General features: G+C 39.8%; 19 protein-coding genes. 16 read left to right on the plus strand and 3 right to left on the minus strand.

Annotated features, from left to right (window positions below; translation table 11 throughout):
• Positions 1 to 28: 28 nt before the first annotated feature.
• The gene (locus tag ACRWP9_RS11460) at positions 29 to 1,219 is read right to left on the minus strand and encodes an amino acid aminotransferase (RefSeq protein WP_434926120.1); all 1,191 of its coding nucleotides are present in this window, start codon (positions 1,217 to 1,219) and stop codon (positions 29 to 31) included.
• 453 nt (positions 1,220 to 1,672) lie between these two features.
• On the opposite strand from ACRWP9_RS11460, the gene aroA reads away from it, so the two are divergent.
• The 9 genes from aroA to ACRWP9_RS11505 all read left to right on the plus strand — a co-directional run bounded on the left by aroA (position 1,673) and on the right by ACRWP9_RS11505 (position 9,798).
• Positions 1,673 to 2,956 (plus strand): 3-phosphoshikimate 1-carboxyvinyltransferase, encoded by a 1,284-nt coding sequence (gene aroA / locus ACRWP9_RS11465; RefSeq protein ID WP_434926121.1) that lies wholly within the window; start codon positions 1,673 to 1,675, stop codon positions 2,954 to 2,956.
• A 191-nt stretch (positions 2,957 to 3,147) separates the two neighbouring features.
• Positions 3,148 to 3,834, plus strand: coding sequence for a (d)CMP kinase (gene cmk, locus ACRWP9_RS11470; RefSeq protein ID WP_434926122.1), 687 nt, complete (start codon positions 3,148 to 3,150; stop codon positions 3,832 to 3,834).
• A 137-nt stretch (positions 3,835 to 3,971) separates the two neighbouring features.
• On the plus strand, positions 3,972 to 5,639 hold the full coding sequence (gene rpsA, locus ACRWP9_RS11475) for a 30S ribosomal protein S1 (RefSeq protein WP_226409904.1): 1,668 nt from the start codon (positions 3,972 to 3,974) through the stop codon (positions 5,637 to 5,639).
• A 79-nt stretch (positions 5,640 to 5,718) separates the two neighbouring features.
• Entirely contained in the window at positions 5,719 to 6,006 is a 288-nt protein-coding gene (gene ihfB, locus ACRWP9_RS11480) for an integration host factor subunit beta (RefSeq protein ID WP_235084747.1), read from the plus strand.
• Between the two features lie 123 nt (positions 6,007 to 6,129).
• Positions 6,130 to 6,438: a LapA family protein gene (locus tag ACRWP9_RS11485; protein WP_434926123.1), complete on the plus strand. Its 309-nt coding sequence runs from the start codon at positions 6,130 to 6,132 to the stop codon at positions 6,436 to 6,438.
• Positions 6,439 to 6,440: 2 nt separating this feature from the next.
• The gene (gene lapB, locus ACRWP9_RS11490) at positions 6,441 to 7,601 is read left to right on the plus strand and encodes a lipopolysaccharide assembly protein LapB (RefSeq protein ID WP_434926124.1); all 1,161 of its coding nucleotides are present in this window, start codon (positions 6,441 to 6,443) and stop codon (positions 7,599 to 7,601) included.
• A gap of 69 nt (positions 7,602 to 7,670) precedes the next feature.
• Positions 7,671 to 8,369, plus strand: a complete 699-nt coding sequence (pyrF, locus tag ACRWP9_RS11495; protein WP_434926125.1) for an orotidine-5'-phosphate decarboxylase — start codon at positions 7,671 to 7,673, stop codon at positions 8,367 to 8,369.
• 50 nt (positions 8,370 to 8,419) lie between these two features.
• Positions 8,420 to 9,232 (plus strand): SDR family oxidoreductase, encoded by an 813-nt coding sequence (locus ACRWP9_RS11500; protein ID WP_434926126.1) that lies wholly within the window; start codon positions 8,420 to 8,422, stop codon positions 9,230 to 9,232.
• 14 nt (positions 9,233 to 9,246) lie between these two features.
• Positions 9,247 to 9,798: a DUF2058 domain-containing protein gene (locus ACRWP9_RS11505; protein ID WP_434926127.1), complete on the plus strand. Its 552-nt coding sequence runs from the start codon at positions 9,247 to 9,249 to the stop codon at positions 9,796 to 9,798.
• Between the two features lie 46 nt (positions 9,799 to 9,844).
• Here ACRWP9_RS11505 and ACRWP9_RS11510 read toward each other — a convergent pair whose 3' ends face one another.
• Entirely contained in the window at positions 9,845 to 10,684 is an 840-nt protein-coding gene (locus tag ACRWP9_RS11510) for a hypothetical protein (RefSeq protein WP_434926128.1), read from the minus strand.
• A 189-nt stretch (positions 10,685 to 10,873) separates the two neighbouring features.
• Here ACRWP9_RS11510 and ACRWP9_RS11515 point away from each other — a divergent pair, with 189 nt between their 5' ends.
• Complete coding sequence (locus tag ACRWP9_RS11515; RefSeq protein WP_434926129.1) at positions 10,874 to 12,628, plus strand: acyl-CoA dehydrogenase C-terminal domain-containing protein; 1,755 nt, start codon at positions 10,874 to 10,876, stop codon at positions 12,626 to 12,628.
• A gap of 103 nt (positions 12,629 to 12,731) precedes the next feature.
• Here ACRWP9_RS11515 and dacB read toward each other — a convergent pair whose 3' ends face one another.
• Positions 12,732 to 14,231, minus strand: coding sequence for a D-alanyl-D-alanine carboxypeptidase/D-alanyl-D-alanine endopeptidase (gene dacB / locus ACRWP9_RS11520; protein WP_434926130.1), 1,500 nt, complete (start codon positions 14,229 to 14,231; stop codon positions 12,732 to 12,734).
• Positions 14,232 to 14,460: 229 nt separating this feature from the next.
• Between dacB and ACRWP9_RS11525 the strand changes: the two genes are divergently transcribed.
• The 6 genes from ACRWP9_RS11525 (at position 14,461) to ACRWP9_RS11550 (ending at position 19,661) form a co-directional block, all read left to right on the plus strand.
• A complete protein-coding gene (locus ACRWP9_RS11525) occupies positions 14,461 to 14,793 on the plus strand; it encodes a DUF1904 family protein (protein WP_434926131.1) in 333 nt (110 codons plus the stop codon).
• Between the two features lie 10 nt (positions 14,794 to 14,803).
• Positions 14,804 to 16,117 (plus strand): CDP-diacylglycerol--serine O-phosphatidyltransferase, encoded by a 1,314-nt coding sequence (gene pssA / locus ACRWP9_RS11530; protein WP_434926132.1) that lies wholly within the window; start codon positions 14,804 to 14,806, stop codon positions 16,115 to 16,117.
• Between the two features lie 69 nt (positions 16,118 to 16,186).
• Positions 16,187 to 16,948 carry a tRNA-uridine aminocarboxypropyltransferase gene (locus ACRWP9_RS11535; protein ID WP_434926133.1) on the plus strand — a complete coding sequence of 254 codons (762 nt, stop codon included), beginning with the start codon at positions 16,187 to 16,189 and terminating at the stop codon, positions 16,946 to 16,948.
• A gap of 89 nt (positions 16,949 to 17,037) precedes the next feature.
• Positions 17,038 to 17,406 (plus strand): hypothetical protein, encoded by a 369-nt coding sequence (locus tag ACRWP9_RS11540; protein WP_434926134.1) that lies wholly within the window; start codon positions 17,038 to 17,040, stop codon positions 17,404 to 17,406.
• A gap of 24 nt (positions 17,407 to 17,430) precedes the next feature.
• Complete coding sequence (locus tag ACRWP9_RS11545; RefSeq protein WP_434926135.1) at positions 17,431 to 19,389, plus strand: RecQ family ATP-dependent DNA helicase; 1,959 nt, start codon at positions 17,431 to 17,433, stop codon at positions 19,387 to 19,389.
• Positions 19,386 to 19,661: a hypothetical protein gene (locus ACRWP9_RS11550; protein WP_434926136.1), complete on the plus strand. Its 276-nt coding sequence runs from the start codon at positions 19,386 to 19,388 to the stop codon at positions 19,659 to 19,661. The genes ACRWP9_RS11545 and ACRWP9_RS11550 overlap by 4 nt, the downstream gene beginning before the upstream one ends.
• The last annotated feature ends 155 nt before the right edge of the window (positions 19,662 to 19,816 follow it).

Raw genomic sequence — 19,816 nt, forward strand, 5'->3', positions numbered from 1 at the left:
AATGATTAAACCAATAATGGCTAACCAATTATAATATTGTTGCAATTGATTTAGCCAGATAGTCTACATTTGACTCGCTGATCCCTGCAATACTTATCCGGCTAGAACCGACCATATAAATACTGTGCTGAGATTTAAGTGTTTCAACTTGGGTAGGGCTGATCCCTAAGAAAGAGAACATGCCTTTTTGTGCCGCAATGAAACTGAAATCCTGGCTAACACCCTGTTCAATTAACTTGTTAACTAACATTGCACGATTGCCATTAATGCGATTACGCATCACAGCCAATTCATCAAGCCACTGCTGTTTTAGTGTTTCATCACCCAATATGGTTTCAACAATGGCCGCGCCATGTGCTGGCGGCATAGAGTAAATGCAACGAACAACATACAGTAATACGGAAAAGGCCACATCAGACTGAGCGGCATCTTTACCAATAATTGAACAAGCACCGATGCGTTCTCGGTACAGACCAAAGTTTTTTGAACAGGAACTACATAAAATCATGTTCTCAACTGCTTTGGCCATTTCCCTTACGCCGTAGGCATCTTCGTCTACACCGTCACCAAAACCTTGGTAAGCCATATCAATTAGTGGTGTAAAACCTTGGTGCGCAGTCACCTTAATGACTTCATCCCATTGCGTTGTGGTTAAATCCATACCACTTGGGTTATGGCAGCAAGCATGTAACAGCACAACATCATCTTTTGAGATCTGTTTCAACGCGGCAATCATTTGTTCAAATTTTAATGATTTTGTGTCGTAATCATAATAGGGATAGGTTTTAACTGTGATCCCCGCGGCTTCAAATAAACCAGTATGGTTGGCCCATGTTGGATCGCTTACCCATAGCACTGCATTAGGGCGACAGCGTTTAATGAAATCGGCAGCAACACGCAGCGCGCCAGTGCCGCCAGGAGTTGAAACCGTTCTAATACGGTTAGCCAGAAGAGCTGGGTGGCTTTTACCAAAAGCGAGCTCAGTCATTAACTGATTAAATAAAGGTGAACCAGTTGGACCAATATACACCTTAGTATCTTCAGTGTCGGTACGACGCTGCTCAGCAACTTTGACACAATCTAGAATTGGCGTGTGACCTTTAGGGTCTTTATAAACACCTACACCTAAATCGACTTTATTGGCGTGATTATCTGCACGGTATTGGGTTAATAATCCTAAAATAGGATCGGCTGGTAAGGCTGTTAATAATTCAAACATGTGGATACCTTTTATTAGCGCTGTTTACTTATACTATTTTAAATTATCGCGCATACTTAGCGAATTACTCTTAGGATAACGTGCTTTAAACAGATAGTTAAAGTCATTAATCTAAACAATGGCTTTTAATTTCTAGTTGAGTATTTTTCAGTTGGAAACTTATGCTGACAAATAAATAATTCTGTTATTTTTGAAACTATTCTGCTGTAATGGTTACCCATTACTAACTATGTCTTATTTGACAAAGATAATGAGCATGGTTGAGGTTATACGTTAAATCAACACACAACAACTAGTCACAGTGCGTAAGTAAATAAGTGTCTTAATTATGGTTTGTGTCATATTTATGTTGTAATTAATTTGTTCCACTTAATCTATTTTTTAACGATAGAATAAGGGATGTTTGAAACTAGGTTAACAGAAGTTTAATCAATTTATATAAGAAGAAAGCAAATGAAGCAACTGCATTTAGAGCCAATCGCTAACATGAATGGCGAAATAAATATTCCTGGCTCCAAAAGCATTTCGAACAGAGCATTGTTGCTTGCCACATTAGCTAAAGGCACGACAACACTGACCAACTTACTCGACTCAGATGACATACGCTACATGTTAGCGTCTTTGAAACAGCTTGGAGTTGAATTTGATCTCAGTGAAAATAATACTGTTTGTAAAGTTAAAGGGCTGGCAGGAACATTAAACAGCGAAAAACCTCAAACGCTTTTTCTCGGTAATGCAGGCACCGCCATGCGGCCACTTTGTGCGGCTTTAACGTTAGGCCAAGGTGAGTTCACTTTAACGGGTGAGCCCAGAATGGAAGAGCGTCCTATCGGTGATTTAGTTGATGCCTTACAACAACTTGGTGCCCAAATCAGTTACCTTAAAAACCCAGGTTTTCCACCATTAACCGTTAATGCTACGGGATTAAATGGGGGTAACGTCGAAATTGCGGGTGATTTATCTAGTCAATTTTTAACTGCACTACTTATGGTTGCACCGTTGGCCAAAGATAGCGTTAATATTATTATTAAAGGTGAATTAGTTTCAAAACCTTATATTGATATCACTATCGCTCTAATGAAACAATTTGGTGTTGAAGTGATTAACCATAATTATCAGCGTTTTGAAATCCTAGCAGGGCAGCAATATATTTCACCGGGCAAAGTGTTAGTTGAAGGAGATGCTTCATCGGCTTCTTACTTTTTAGCTGCTGGTGCGATTCAAGGCGGTGAAGTTAAAGTCACAGGAGTAGGTAAGTTAAGTATTCAAGGTGATGTCCAATTTGCTGATGCATTAGCGGCGATGGGGGCTAATATTGAGTGGGGTGATGATTATATTATCGCCAGAAAATCAACATTAACCGCCATCGATATGGATATGAACCATATTCCAGATGCGGCAATGACCATTGCAACAGCGGCATTATTTGCCAAAGGAACCACTTCATTGCGCAATATTTACAACTGGCGAATAAAAGAAACCGATCGCTTAGCTGCAATGGCGACAGAACTGCGCAAAGTAGGTGCGATAGTTGATGAAGGCTATGATTACATCACAATTACCCCACCGGAAAATATTAATACTGCAGCAATTGATACCTATAATGATCACCGTATGGCGATGTGTTTTTCATTATTGGCATTTGCAGACTGCGGGATCACAATTAATGATCCCGATTGCACCTCAAAAACATTTCCTACCTTTTTTAGTGAGTTTAAACGTTTAACTGATTGTTAAAATAGATTAAACCCCTAAAATTCAATTCTTGGGTATGGTGTTAATAGAGCAGAAAAGCTCTATTAACACACACTTCTGAGTTAATTTTATCTTAGCAACGGCTTTTTATTGAAAATTGTTATACAATGCTGCCGCTTATTTTTGGCTAAACCCTTTTTTATATTCAGGGATGATGTTTTTCGGAGGAATTTATGACTGAACGGGCTCCAATAGTGACTGTGGACGGTCCAAGCGGTGCAGGAAAAGGGACTATTTGCCAATTATTATCCAAACATTTAGGTTGGCATCTATTAGATAGCGGCGCAATATATCGCGTACTAGCACTTGCGGCTATCCACCATCATATAGAATTAAGTAACGAAGAAGCATTAACGTTAATGGCTGCTCATTTAGATGTGCAGTTTCTGACTCACGCAGACAGTAATGCCATTAAAGTGGTACTTGAAGGCGAGGATGTGACGACAACAATCCGCAGTCAAGAATGTTCAGATGCGGCTTCTAAGGTCGCAGCATTACCGCGTGTGCGCGAAGCATTATTACGTCGCCAACGTGCTTTTTCTGCGATGCCAGGTTTAGTTGCTGACGGCCGAGATATGGGAACAGTTGTGTTCCCCCAAGCCCCAGCCAAGATATTCCTGACTGCTTCTGCCCAAGAGCGTGCTGAAAGACGCTTTAATCAGTTGCAGGACAAAGGCTTCGATGTTAAAATCGAACGCCTTTTAGCTGAAATTATCGAACGAGATGAACGTGATATCAATCGTTCAGCTTCTCCGTTAGTGCCAGCTGAAGATGCCTTAGTGATAGACACTAGCGGCATTTCAATTGAAGGCGTACTGGCTCTAGTGTTAGAGCACGTAAATAAAAAAATTACAGACTAGTTAAGATAAATAGTAACTTTATTAGTTATTTAAGCTAAACTAGCTGTAGGTATTCGCGTTATGGATGACGTGGATTATATTACTAGACTCCACATCTAGGATGGATGGTGGTTTATTACATAAAGTAACCCAAAAACATGACTGAATCTTTTGCTGATCTATTTGAACAATCCCTTCTAACTCTGGAGTTCCGTCCAGGTTCTATCGTTCGTGGTACTGTTGTTGCCATCGAAAACGGTATGGTACTTGTTGACGCAGGCCTTAAGTCTGAAAGCCCAATCAATGCTGACGAATTCAAAAACGCACAAGGCGTTTTAGAAATTCAAGTTGGCGATGAAGTTGATGTTGCGCTTGACTCTGTTGAAGATGGCTTCGGTGAGACTCAACTGTCTCGCGAAAAAGCTAAGCGTCATGAAGCTTGGATCGTTCTAGAAAAAGCGTACGAAGATGCTGAAACTGTAATCGGTATCATCAATGGTAAAGTTAAAGGTGGTTTCACTGTTGAATTAAACGGTATCCGTGCCTTCTTACCAGGTTCTCTAGTTGACGTGCGCCCAGTTCGCGACACCGCTCACTTAGAGTACAAAGAATTAGAATTCAAAGTTATCAAGCTTGATCAGAAGCGCAACAACGTTGTTGTTTCTCGTCGTGCTGTTATCGAATCAGAAAGCAGTGCTGAGCGTGATGCACTTCTTGAAAATCTACAAGAAGGCCAAGCAGTTAAAGGTATCGTTAAGAACCTTACTGACTACGGTGCATTCGTAGATTTAGGTGGTGTTGACGGTCTATTACATATCACTGATATGGCGTGGAAACGTGTTAAGCACCCATCTGAAATCGTTAATGTTGGTGACGAAATCAACGTTAAAGTACTTAAGTACGATCGTGAACGCACTCGTGTGTCACTAGGTCTTAAGCAACTTGGCGAAGATCCATGGTTAGAAATCAGCAAGCGTTACCCAGAAAGCACACGTCTTACTGGTCGCGTAACTAACTTAACTGACTACGGCTGTTTCGTGGAAATCGAAGAAGGCGTTGAAGGTTTAGTTCACGTTTCTGAAATGGATTGGACTAACAAAAACATTCACCCATCTAAAGTTGTTAACTTAGGTGATGAAGTTGAAGTGTTAGTATTAGACATCGATGAAGAACGTCGTCGTATTTCTCTTGGCCTTAAACAGTGTAAAGTTAACCCATGGGATGACTTCGCAACTAAGTTTAACAAAGGCGACAAAGTATCTGGTAAGATCAAGTCAATCACTGACTTCGGTATCTTTATCGGTCTTGACGGTGGAATCGATGGTCTTGTTCACTTATCTGATATTTCTTGGAACGGTACTGGCGAAGATGCAGTGTCTGAGTACAAGAAAGGCGACGAAATCCATGCAGTGGTTCTTTCAGTAGACCCAGAACGTGAACGTATCAGCCTAGGTGTTAAGCAAACTGAAGATGATCCATTCAATGCATATTTAGCTGACAAGAAGAAAGGCACCGTAGTACACGGTACCGTTGCTGCTGTTGATGCTAAAGGTGTTACAGTTGAACTAGCTGATACTGTTGAAGGTTACATCCGTGTTGCTGACATTTCTGCTGAGCGCATCGAAGATGCATCTACTGTATACTCAGTAGGTGATGCTATCGAAGCTAAGTTCATGGGCGTAGATCGTAAGAATCGTTCTATCAGCTTATCTATCAAAGCGAAAGATGAAGCTGAACAGAAAGAAGCTATCGCTACTTTGAACAAGCAAGATGACGCGGTTATCAGCAATGCAATGGCTGAAGCGTTTAAAGCTGCTCGTAAGTAATCGAAAATCGCCTGTTGTATGGGGAGAGAGCCTCCCCATTAGGCGACTGTGTTTGGCTTGGAAATAGGAAATAACTAAGATGACAAAATCTGAACTTATCGAAAAACTCGCCACTAGGCAGTCGCAACTGTCGGCGAAAGAGGTTGAAGCTGCCATAAAAGAAATGTTGGACCAAATGGCGACAACATTAGAAGGCGGAGATCGTATAGAAATCCGTGGATTTGGTAGTTTCTCGCTTCATTATCGTGCACCACGTGTTGGCCGTAATCCTAAAACTGGTACCTCAGTTGAATTGGATGGCAAATATGTACCGCACTTTAAGCCAGGCAAAGAACTGCGCGAACGTGTCGATGCGGTTAATCAATGATTAACGCTTGAATAAAAAGCCTCCAATTGGAGGCTTTTTTTGTACCTATTGAAAGTCAAAGCTGGTCAGCGCCGTAAATATCTTAGATAATCATTATATTGCTTTGTTCTGATGGAGAATCCCGTGAAGTCTTTTTTTGCAATCATTATTGTTGGGTTGTTGTTTATTTTGGCATTATTGTTTGGCGCTAAAAATGAGCAGGTAGTGACATTGAGTTATTTTATCGCAGAAGGACAGTACCGTTTACCGGTTGTTTTGGCTGTGGTATTTTTATCGGGTTTTATGTTGAGTTGGTTATTAGCCAGTTTTTACATCATGAAAATGAAGTTGGCACTGCGTAAAGCCAATAAAAGTCTGAGCAAACTTGGTCACATTACGGCTATACCGACTCACCGTACAACAGAGCAACTTAATGCGGATACCGTTAGCTAACTATGCTTGAAATTTTGTTCTTATTATTGCCTATCGCTGCCGGTTACGGCTGGTACATGGGGCGCAGAAGTATTCTGCAACGCGATAGTCAAAAAAGTAAAAAATTAAGCCGTGATTATTTTACCGGCTTGAATTTTTTGCTTTCTAATGAGTCAGATAAAGCCGTAGACCTATTTATTAGTATGCTAGATGTTGATGATGAAACAATAGATACTCATCTTTCATTAGGTTCATTATTTCGAAAACGCGGTGAGGTTGACCGCTCTATTCGTATTCATCAAAATCTTATCGCTAGACCAAACTTGACCGCTGAACAACGTGATATCGCTATGATGGAGTTAGGTAAAGATTATATGGCTGCCGGATTTTACGATAGGGCAGAAGAAATCTTTCTTAATCTTGTCAATCAAGATGATCACAGTGAAGAAGCCGAATCTCAGCTTATTTCAATCTATCAGGTCACTAAGGAATGGCAAAATGCCATTGATGTGACAAAAAAACTGCCCAAAAAGCGTCAGCAAGTGTTCAAAGTTACCACCGCACATTTCTACTGTCAGCTTGCTGATGAAGCTACAGACATGCTCGTCAAAATTAAAAAACTTCAATTAGCCATCAAGCAGGACGCCAGTTGTGGGCGTGCATGGCTTGCATTAGCGAATATTTATCTCGATAGTGATCAAATAAAAGAATGTAAGGATTCGTTACTTCAATTAATTGATGCTGATATAGCACTGTTCCCCGACAGTATTAACATTGCAAAACAAGTTTACCGCCAGTCATCGGACAGCGAAGGTTATGAGCAACTTTTGAGTCTGGCATTAAAACAAGGCGCGGGTGCGAGTGTTGCTATTGCATTGGCAGAGCATCAGATTTCAAAAAATAATAGTGATTCAGCTGAAGCTATGATGTTAGATAATTTATATCGACATCCCACCATGAAAGGTTTTCAGCACTTAATGAAGCTACATATTAAGCAAGCTGAAGATGGTAAAGCTAAACAAAGTTTATCTATGCTTGAAAAATTAGTAGAACAACAAATTAAATTTCGACCTGGCTACCGCTGCCGTGAGTGTGGCTTTCCTGCGCATGCCTTGTATTGGCATTGTCCCTCTTGTAAGCATTGGGGCAGCATTAAGCGAATAAAAGGGCTTGATGGTGAATAGATTTTTGTTCTCATTGAGTCTTAGCGCAAATAAAAATTCAAAAAATTGACTGCAAACGTTGGAGAAAGTATGACTGATAAACCTATTGTTGTGGCTTTAGATTATAACAACAAAGCTGAAGCCTTAACGCTTATTGATAAACTTGATCCTGCTTTATGCCGGTTAAAAATCGGCAAAGAAATGTTCACTTTGTTTGGGCCAACACTTGTCAACGATATTCATCAGCGTAAATTTGATTTGTTTTTAGACCTTAAATTTCATGATATTCCCAATACTGTGGCTAAAGCTGTTAGTGCTGCTGCGGATCTGGGCGTTTGGATGACCAATGTGCACGCCAGTGGCGGCTTAGCCATGATGCAAGCGGCAAAACAATCCCTAGACAAATATGGTAAAGATGCACCATTATTAATTGCGGTTACTGTACTAACTTCAATGTCTGATGAAGACTTAGTCTTGCTTGGTATTAACGTACCAGCATTTGAACATGTGTTACGTTTAGCTAAGCTAACACATCAAGCTGGTTTAGACGGTGTGGTGTGCTCGGCCCAGGAAGCAAAATTATTGAAATCGACTTTTGGTCAAGATTTTAATTTAATTACCCCTGGCATACGCCCTGTAGGAAGTGATGCAGGCGACCAACATCGGATTATGACGCCACCACAAGCTATTATCGCAGGTTCTGATTACTTAGTAATAGGTCGGCCTATTACCCAGGCTGCAGATCCTCTCGCAGCGCTTACGGCAATACATCAATCTTTACAAGTCTAATAGTATCGCTAATTTTGTAGCTCACTTGCTGAACGTATTAAGGATAAAATATGTTTGATTATACAGGTCAAAATGTCGTTGTTGTCGGTGGCACTTCTGGGATCAATTTACACGTTGCCATTAGTTTCGCTCAAGCTGGCGCCAATGTAGCCGTCGCCAGTCGAAATGCAGACAAAGTGAACTCAGCTGTTGAATTATTAAAGCAAGCAAACCCAAGTGGCACACACATTGGCGTCAGTTTTGATGTACGAGATGAAAACGCTTTAGCGATAGGGTTTGCAACTATTGCACAAACCTATGGCCATATCGATGTATTAGTGAGTGGCGCGGCAGGTAATTTTCCTGCCAGTGCAGCTAAACTGTCTAATAATGGCTTCAAGTCAGTTATCGATATTGATCTTATTGGCAGTTTTCAAGTGCTTAAACAAGCTTATCCTTTACTGAAACGCCCCAAAGCTTCTATTATCCAAATTTCAGCACCTCAAGCCTATATCGCTATGCCTTTGCAGGTTCACGTTTGCGCTGCTAAAGCAGGGGTCGATATGTTAACGCGCACTTTAGCTTTAGAGTGGGGGATAGAGGGAGTCAGGATAAATTCAATCGTGCCAGGGCCAATTGAGGGAACGGAAGGTTTTAATAGACTTGCCCCCAGTGAAGCATTACAACAAAAAGTCGCTTCAAGTGTGCCATTACAACGTAATGGCCAGAAACAAGATATTGCCAATGCCGCATTATTTTTGGCTTCCGATATGGCTTCTTATATCACAGGCGTCGTGTTGCCAGTGGACGGTGGCTGGTCACTTGGGGGGGCGAGTATCGCAATGACCGAATTAGGCAGTTTGGCAGCAAAACACGGATTATAATTAAGGGTTCTACCATGGCAAATGCATTACAAGATCAATTACTAAAAGCGGGTTTAACTAGCAAACAAAGCGTTAAAAATGTGAAAACACAGAAGCGTCGCGATAAGAAAGCCAACGTTGATGACGGTAGCGCGGTATTAAAGCAACAAATAGCAGAGCAAAAACAGCTTCAAGCTAAAAAAGATAAGCAGTTGAATGAACAACGCTTTAATGAAGCAACTGAAAAAGGCCAAGTGAAAGGTTTAATCTCTGAATTCATAAAATTTGCCATCTCTATTCCAAAAGATGCTGAGACTAAATTTAACTACACCTTAGAAAAAAAGATTTTTTCTGTCTATATTAATGACAAAATTCAAGGCCAATTATTAAATGGTTCATTGGGCATTATTCGTTATGAGGATAAAAGCTATTTAGTCCCCCACAAGTTGGCGGTGAGAGTTAATTTATTGGTTCCTCAGTGGTGCGGGTATTTATGGGATTCAAGCGCACAAGATGCAGTCGCACAAGTTGCTGATGCAGATGACCCATATGCTAATTATGCTATTCCTGATGATCTGATGTGGTAAATAATTACTGCAACATAAAAAAAGCCTCAATTGATTGAGGCTTTTTTTATACCCTTAATGCTTTAAATGCCAAAATTTGTTGGCAATATGCTAGATGATGGCGAATATCATCTAGATGCTGAGATGCATTAAAATCCATCAAAAACCAATTGGACAATCCATTTTCAGGTGTTTGATTATAAAATAGTTTTTCACATTTAAGTAGGTTATTTATGTCAGCTGCTTCAAGCCAGAAGTGTGCGTCTAAACTCGCTATTTGTTTCAGTATTTGCAGCTGCTCAACATAGTCATCAGGTAGCGTTACTTGGCATTTTAAAGCCGGGGTCTGCATATCATTATGCTCACCCAATAATGCTGAAATTGGATTAAATCCATTTTGGGTAGCTATTGATGAGTTAAATTTGGGTTTCACATAAAGTTCGGGCCAATGCAGATGAGGATGAGTGAGTGCTATCCCTAATGCAATACGCCTCTCACCAAGCCAATTATGAACCATACACGGTAAAGTTTCTGTTTCCCCCATAGTTACGCTTCTTGCCAATGAAGGCAATAATGACATGCGAGTTAAGTAAACAGTTTTAGATATCATTGCAGACATTATTGCAGTAACAAGACCAGATGACGGCCAACAATCAATTCTTTTTATTAAGCTGTTAGCAACTGTGGTTAATATTTGCACAAAAATAGCATCATTATGACTTCTTTCTACTGTAAATGCCTCGTCTACACCGGCATAAGGACCGTTACAAATAGTAATAGTGTCTTTATGTTGCGTAGCATTGAAGGTGATCGAAACGCCATTAGCTGATGGCAGCCAATCTCCATCAGCATTACCAATTATAGTTACTTGTTCAAGAGAGTCATAAAACTTTTGCAGGGGCATCATTACATCTACATCGTTAACAATTACAGTTATTCTAACTTAAAAATGGCCTAAAACGGTTAAGCATTCGTAAATATATTAAGTAGTATAATTTTAACGCAATATCGTAAATGAACCAGTTTACACTTGTATTCAGCGAGTAAATTATATAAATTTAAACACCTGTTTTAATTATTCGTTTGAGAGACTGATATGAACCCATACCAAGCGCCCCTAAAGGACATGAAATTTTTGTTAGAAGACGTATTTGATGCCACAAATACCTGGCAACAATTACCAGAATTAGCTGACATGGTTGATATGGACACTGCAGTTGCTATTCTTGATGAAGCCAACAAAATCAGTCGCGACTTACTTCACCCTATTAATAGAAGCGGTGATGAACAAGGCGTCGTCCATGATGGCAATAAAATTATTACTCCCGATGGATTTAAAGAAGTATACAATCAATTTTCTGCAGGCGGCTGGGTTGGTCTTTGTGGTGATGCCGAATTTGGCGGCATGGGTATGCCTAAAATGCTAGGTATTTTGGTCGACGAAATGGGCTACAGTGCTTGTAATTCATTCGTTCTCTATAGTTCGCTAACCGCTGGCGCCGCACTGTGTATTAATGCCCATGCTAGTGATGAGTTAAAACAAACCTACTTACCTAATTTATACTCTGGCCAATGGGCCGGTGCCATGGATATGACAGAGCCGCATGCCGGGTCTGATTTACGTGGTATTCGCACTAAGGCCATACCACAAGAGGATGGCAGTTACGCCATCACAGGTAATAAAATCTTTATCACTGGTGGCGATCAGGATTTAACTGAGAACGTTATCCATCTCGTGTTAGCAAAATTACCAGATTCTAAAGGTATTTCATTATTTTTAGTGCCAAAAATTAAGGTTAATCTTGATGGCAGCTTAGGCGAGGCTAATGGCGTAACGGTTGGTTCAATTGAACATAAGATGGGGCTGAAAGCCTCAGCGACTTGTGTAATGAATTATGATAACGCCATTGGTTATTTGATAGGCGAGCCAGAGCGTGGCCTAGTGTGTATGTTTACCATGATGAACTATGAACGCTTAGCGATTGGCATACAAGGGCTAGGAAACGCACAAGCAGCTTATCAAATGGCCAGTGAATATGCTAAAGAGCGTTTGCAAGGCGTAGCCGCAGGCACTAAGCCAACGGGCGTGTCAGATCCCCTTATTGTGCACGGTGACGTGCGTCGTATGTTACTCACAATTCGTGCAATGACTGAAGCTGGGCGCGCCTTATCGGTATTGACTGGTAAGCAACTTGATTTGGCTAAATATGGCGAAGGCGATGTAAAAGTCAAAGCCAGCCAATATGTCGGATTATTAACACCTGTTGCGAAAGCATTTTTAACCGATAGAGGCCTTGATGCGACTATTATGGCGCAGCAAGTTTTTGGTGGTCATGGTTATATTCGTGAAACGGGTATAGAACAATTTGTACGTGATACTCGAATTGCTCAAATTTACGAAGGTACAAATGGTATTCAAGCCATTGATTTCTTAGGCCGTAAAGTGACCGGAGATAATTTAGTTGCTTTGACATTATTTATTGAAGAATCAATTCAAACTCTGCAAACCCTTACCCATGTATCCGAAAAGCATATTGCAGCAGTCAGCGAACGATTGAATGCTTTATTAGTTACAGCGGCCTACATTAACGATAACAAAGTAGCTCATCCTGCATTGATTAATGCTAGTGCGGTCGATTATTTGGATGCATTTGGTTATGCATTATATGGATATTTCTGGTTAGTTATGGCGGATAAGTCTACTCATCACATTGATAAAGACTTTAGCCAACAAAAGCGCTATGTAGCTGACTTTTATATGGATAAATTACTGGTCAAAGTGGATTACCATTTGTCTCAGGTTAATCAGGGTGATGTGTCTATCATGCAGATGCCGGCTGAAATGTTTTAACAAAGGTAATAGCACCAGTTTAAAAAGCACCTGAAAGGTGCTTTTTTTGTTGGCAGTTATTTGACTTTACTCTACTGAATAGAGTGATCTTTTGTTAGACGAACTAATTTGTTAGACGAACTAATGGCATATCCATCAAGTTTTGCAATAAAATAGCCGAGAAAGGGGCTTTTTGTTTTCGCTTGATTTTCGGACTAAGTCCATTTTCGATCAACACAAACAGATACATTTTACCATTAGATGCTTGAAACTGGCCCGCTAAGTTTGACACGCCTAACATACTGCCGGTTTTCGCCATGACTTTGAACTTTAAAGGCGGTTTGGTGAAATAACGCTTGTACTTTAAGGTGCCTTTTATGCCCGCAACAGGCAGACTGCCGAGTAAATATTGATAATCCTGATCAGTGGCAATGACTTTTAAAACAGCCATAACATGTTCTGCGGATAATAAATTATAGCGAGAAAGGCCTGAGCCATCGGCAATGTTTGCCATTTCAAGCTCAATCCCCAATTCCCGTAACATGACGACTAAAGCTTGTGTTGTCTGCTTAAAGTTTAATGGCTGTTGTTTAAAATCCTCGGCGCTGGTGCGTAATAAGGCTTCAGCCATCAGGTTATCTGATTTAAGTAACATCTCATCAATCAGCTTAGGCAAAGGTGCTGATAAATGCGTGGCAATAGGCTGCAATTCTCCATTTGGTATGGCCAGTGTTGTATCAACAACAACTTTACCGGTTAACCTTATCTTTTGTTGCTTAAAAATCGCTTTAACAACATTGACGGCATAACCTTGAGGTTCGTTAATTGCAATGGCTAACGGTAAAGATTTGGCTCCAGCGTAACAACCTTTAAGAGTAAAATGATTACTGTCTTTTCTTATTAACTGTAAATCGCATGGAATAGCACTTGGCTGATATGGCGCGAAAACGGCTTCATTTTCAACATATATCGGTCTTTTCCCCATGACTTTTAAGGTCGCCTTTTTGTTGTAACCATTTGCGCTAAGCCTAGCGAAAACACAATTTTTATCAATAATAAAACTAGAGATAGGGGCGGCATAACAAATGCCTAAATCATCCCACACCCAACCAGGTGCTTGAAGCTGATCTTGGTGATGGCCAATAAGATGTATGTTGCCATTAACAGTGTGAACACCTGCTTGTTTTAATTGATTAATCAAGGTAATTAAATGGCGTTGCTTTAGAGTTGGATCACCAGAAAAAGTAACATAAAGTTCATTTTTCAATATACCATTTGTTATGTCGAGTTTCTGCTCGCTTAAAAGCTGGGTTCTATATTGAAATGATTGACCCAGTTGTTTTGCACTGACTAATGCCGTCAGTAATTTTTGTATACTGGCAGGGTTCATCAAGGCATTTGAATTTTGTTTAAATACGCTCCTATTATCAGCTAAATCCCACACACTTAATGCTATGAGTGATGATTCCGGCTTGATCAAATTCATTATTGCAGCAACATGTAGCTGATCCTCAGCACTATCTTGTTCAATTTGTGTATGAGTTAATACTTGCTGTGCTGAGCTATCTAGGCAAAATAACACTAAAGCGGTAATGAACAAGTTCAACGGTTTATGTAAACGCATATATCAGCAACTTAAGGTAATCAATCTAGGTAAACTACGGCAATTGTAAGCGTTTTAAAATGATTTGTATAAAATAAAAAATTACAATTATTACGGGCTTTACGCCACAAAAGTGAGCATTTAAACTGCTAAAAATGCTGGTATGAGGGGTTTTAACAGAAATTTCTTGCTCAATAGTTTTTAAATCGGTACTTTCTATGCCAACTTGTTCACAGTCAGAGTTAACGATATGCCCCACATAACAATACGTGGTGTTAACCAACGCGTTGCGGAGCAGATCAGCCAACCATTATTTGAGCAGCTTTCTAAACTCTGTGGTAATGCAAAGAGTAGTTATACATTAGAGTGGATTGAATCAAAGCAATTTAGTGGTGCAAGTCCGTTTTTAGGGCTGGTGTTGATCGAAATATCTTGGTTCCCCCGTGATAAACTTATTCAAGATGCTGTCGAGTACGCCGTTCGCGATATCATATTAACGGTACAGTCATCAATTAAAGATATTGTTGTCATTTTTCATGTTTTAGAGCGTGAAAGGTATTATCGCAATGGTACACAATTTTAAGGAGGATGCCTTGCTGGACAAGCTTGGTGGAATTTCATTATCACCTGATGCGTTAAATTGGTTATTAACACCCAAAAATTTCAAACAAACGTTAATGAGTCAAATCGCGTCAGCTAAAACATCAATTTATATTGCTGCTTTGTACCTTGAAGATGACGAAGCGGGTAGAGAAGTGCTACAAGCATTATTAACCGCCAAAGCCAATAATCCTTCACTCGATGTTAAAGTGCTGGTTGACTATCATCGGGCTAGAAGAGGTTTGATTGGCCAAAAAGGGGATAGCGGTAATTATATCTTATATAGAAAAGCCATTGCTGCAGCACAATATCCCATTGATATTTTAGGTGTTCCAGTAAAGTCACGTGAGTTTATGGGCGTGTTGCACTTAAAGGGTTTTATTATTGATGACACAGTTATTTATAGTGGCGCAAGTATCAATAATATTTACATGCAGCAAGCTGATAAATATCGCTTTGATCGATACCATCTGATTAAAAGTGCTGAACTTGCACAAAGTATGCGAGCCATGATCCAAGATTACATTATTAGCGATCCTGCGGTAACAGCATTAACACAGCCAGTTGAAACCGAAGTGGTTAGTGACAAAAATGATATTCGCAATTTTAAAAACCGTTTATCACAAGCTCACTACGAATATGTGTCTACTCGTATTGGCAATAGAGTCACTCCACTTGTTGGACTTGGAAAAAAAGACAATACGTTAAATCAAGTCATTATTGATTTGGTTGAAAGTGCATCAAAACGCCTTTTCATTTGTACGCCCTATTTTAATCCGCCAGCTGCGTTATCTAAAGTGATAAACAAGAAGCTAAAAGAGGGCGTTAAAGTGGATATCGTCGTCGGTGATAAAACCGCCAATGATTTTTATATTCCACCAGAAAAAGATTTCTCTACCATTGGCGCCTTACCTTATATGTATGAGCAGTCGTTACGCAAGTTTGCCAAACGTCAGCAATGGGCCATTGAATCAGGACTATTGAGTATCCACTTGTGGAAGCATGAACATAACTCATATCATCTTAAAGGCATCAGTTGTGATGATAGAAAGCATTTGATAACCGGTTCAAATCTAAACCCTAGGGCATGGGCATTAGATCTAGAAAACGGCCTGTTATTGCATGATGAATCCGGCAGCTGGAAGCAACAGTTTATTGATGAGCAAATCCATATTCTGCAATATACAGAGCGCTTATTTCACTACAGTCAATTAGACGCATTACGTACTTACCCGCAGCCGGTTCAAAAGATAATGAATCGAATACGGCGATTAAAAGCAGACTTTTTGCTAAAACGTATTTTATAATAGCCAGCTAATTATCTAAAAATCATCACTTATCTGAGTGGTGATTTTTTCATTGCATAAGTGAAAGTTATGACTGACAAGTCAAATGCGCCACAGCACGCTGTTCATCAACTCTATTTATATAGAAAGTCACTCTCAACTAAGCCATTTGGTGCCAGAGGAAAGAAGCTCGTTCGTTGTGACCTGTGCCTATTAGGTGAACAATTTTGTACCTGTGCGTTACGTCAGTTACTGACATCGACAGTGAGTTTTTTGTTGGTAATGTATAATGATGAAGTGTTAAAGCCGACTAACTCTGGTCGATTAATTGCCGATCTTATTCCAGACACTCATGCTTTTTTATGGGACAGAACCAGTCCGCCTCAAGCAATGTTGGCACTCTTAGATAACCCCATCTATCAGCCTTATTTAATTTTTCCTCAGCAGTACATTGAAAGTCATCAGCCTGTTATCAATCATGTTGACACGCAGCAATTAGCGGGCAAGCGTCCCTTATTAGTGCTGCTTGATGGCAGTTGGCGTGAAGCCATAAAAATGTATCGTAAAAGTACTTATCTTCACAGTATGCCGGTACTGTCTTTTTCTCCTGAGATCTTGGCAACCTATGCACTTCGAAAAGGGAGCCATGACTTTCAATTAGGCACGGCGGAAGTTGCAGCATTAGCGCTTGAAGCTGCTGGAGAGCCTTTAAATGGTGCCGTACTTCAGAAATGGTTCGATTTGTTTGTTGAGTCATCATTACTGGGTAGAAATCGACGCGCAAAAGACACATTAACGCCAATTAGTGATTATCAACAGCAGTATCTTGATGCTGTACATGCAGCGAAATAGTCACCAATGTTAATTTATTCGCGATCTAAATTAATAACAAGTAAGATTATAGTACTGAATTGATGCAGGTATATTAAGGATATTTCCTCATGGGTGATGGCGTTACTCAACATAGTCAAAGCATGGTTAATAGCAAAATGGTGATACTGTATCGCCTAGAACCTGGTTGCTTAGGGCCAGATGGAATTGATCATATTGAAATATTTTGCTCCATCGCAGAACGTGCATTGCAGTCACTCAATGCTGATATTTGCCAATGGCAACTTACTCCCAGATTTGATAAAAGTTTAGATGAGTTACAATACAGCCTTGCAGGTAAAATATTAACAAAAGATAAAGCGGCTAAATATGTTTTAGCCTGTGACGCTGATTTAGCCCAACTTGAAGAGTTTTTTGAAGACAAGTTAACTGAACTAATCAATAAATATATTGCGAGGAAACTTCCCGCTCATACATAGCATGATAACGTTAGGAATAGATTGATGACCGATCGCCACAGTGCAGCATATTTGTATCAACAATTAAAACAACAATTTAGTTTTGATACTTTCAGAGACGGTCAGTTAGAGGTTATACAGCAGGTTATACAAGGACAGTCTACGCTAGCAATATTTCCTACGGGATCAGGTAAGTCACTTTGTTATCAACTCAGTGCAATTAATCTCCCCCATCTTACTTTGGTCATTTCCCCTTTACTTGCGTTAATACAAGACCAATTGATTTTTCTTAAATCAACAGGCATAAACGCAGCAAGTATTGATTCAAGCCTTAATCAACAAGAAATTCAATCTGTCATGCACTCGGTAAAGCAGGGTGAATGTAAAATACTGATGGTGTCGGTTGAACGGTTTAAAAATGAAAGATTCAGGCAGTTCCTCTCCCAAGTGACTATTTCTCAGCTTGTGGTAGATGAAGCTCACTGTATTTCAGAATGGGGGCACAATTTTAGGCCAGACTATCTTAAAATACCGCAAATTTGCCAAACGTTTTCTATTCCACAAGTGCTGTTATTAACCGCGACAGCAACCAAGAAAGTTAAGCAGGACATGTGTGCCCGATTTGGTATTAAAGCTCAACATGTCATTCAAACTGGGTTTTATCGAGACAATCTTAACTTACAGGTCGTTCCTGTTGCTAAGTTGGATAAGACACAGCAATTAACTCGCCAAATCCAAGCCTTATTTGGCAGTGGTATTGTATATGTGACATTGCAACAAACCGCAGAACAAGTTGCTAGCACGCTAGTAAGCAATGGTATCAATGCGCAGGCGTATCATGCTGGTATGGATACCCAGGCTAGGCAATCAATCCAGCAACAGTTTATGAGCAATCAAATTCAAGTCATTGTAGCCACTATTGCATTTGGTATGGGCATAGATAAGTCTGATATTCGTTTTGTCATTCATTACGATTTACCTAAATCAATCGAAAATTACAGTCAAGAAATAGGACGAGCAGGTAGAGATGGCCAAGCATCAACATGTATCACCTTAGCCAATTTAGATGGCTTAAATACCATTGAGAATTTTGTTTACGCTGATACGCCAGATTTGCAAGATATCGAAAAGTTACTCAACATTATTCAAACAGAAACCGATGAAACCGGCAAATGGGAAATGCAAGAGCTGGTACTATCCAAAGCCTGTAATATCAAAACATTGCCTTTGAAAACGCTGTTGGTTCAACTTGAACTGCAGGGCGTTATCCAACCTACATTTGCTTATTTTGCAGATTTTAAATACCAATTGTTAATTGACAAGCTGGATTTGTTGGCTCGTTTTGACCCATCTAGAGCCGCATTTATACAAAAGATATTTGACCATACTCAGTTCAAAAAAATCTGGGGCCAACTTGATTTTGATGGATTACATCAAGCCACAAAGGAGCCTAGAGCAAGAGTCGTTGCCGCACTTGAGTACTTAGCCGAGCAAGAATTAATTATTTTAGAAACAAAGAAAATGACTCAAGTATTTTATGTTAATATGACCGCTATTGTTGAGGTTTCTATTGCTTCGCAAATGCATACATACTTTAAAGATAAAGAGACTAAAGAGATACTGCGTATTGCCCAGTTAGTCCGTTTTTTCGAGCTAGGTAAGTGTTTGTCGCGAAACTTAGCGTGTTACTTTGATGATATGAACGCGCCAATTGAATGCCATCATTGCAGTGTGTGTGACGGTAAAGTCGCAAAGTTGCCTGTTACCCATACAAGCCAAAAAATTGATAAAAACCAACTTAATCAGTTTATAACTGAATTAAAACAACAGGTTAAAGTTAAAAATATTACTATCACTCATTCTACGTTAACAAAGTTTCTTGCGGGTATGAGTGTGCCCATTCTGGCCAGATTAAAGGTTAAAAATCTGGCTGGATATGGTGCATTAAGCGAATGGCGCTATCAAGAGATCGTAAATGTTTTAAACACTTTGGAGGATAAATGACTACAGACAGTGATGAGTTACTCAAAAAACATTCAAACCTAATCCACAGTGACGGCGTGACAGTTGAGTCGCATACTCAGCGAGAGCAGGGTGAATGGGTATTACAAACCTTAATGATTAAAGGTTTTGATGTTCCTTTCAAATATCGTCGTAATAAAAAGTTTAAAAGCTTGGTGGGTCAAAAAGTGAATTTAACTTATTACCCACGAGAGCAGACTGTAGCGGGTTTCAAAGTTGAAACAATGCAAGTTGTTCGAGTAAGACGATATTAATCATTTTAAAGCATCAAAATAGAATATTGAATGCTCGGCTATTATATCCAATGTGAGCGAATACCTGTAAATGAGTACATAGCAATAAGTACACGTTAATACAAATTAGTATCGCCAAACATTACAACAACCGAGCTTGATTATTATTTAAAAAC

The sequence above is a fragment of the Shewanella sp. HL-SH2 genome (assembly GCF_051164935.1).
Taxonomy (GTDB): domain Bacteria; phylum Pseudomonadota; class Gammaproteobacteria; order Enterobacterales; family Shewanellaceae; genus Shewanella; species Shewanella glacialimarina.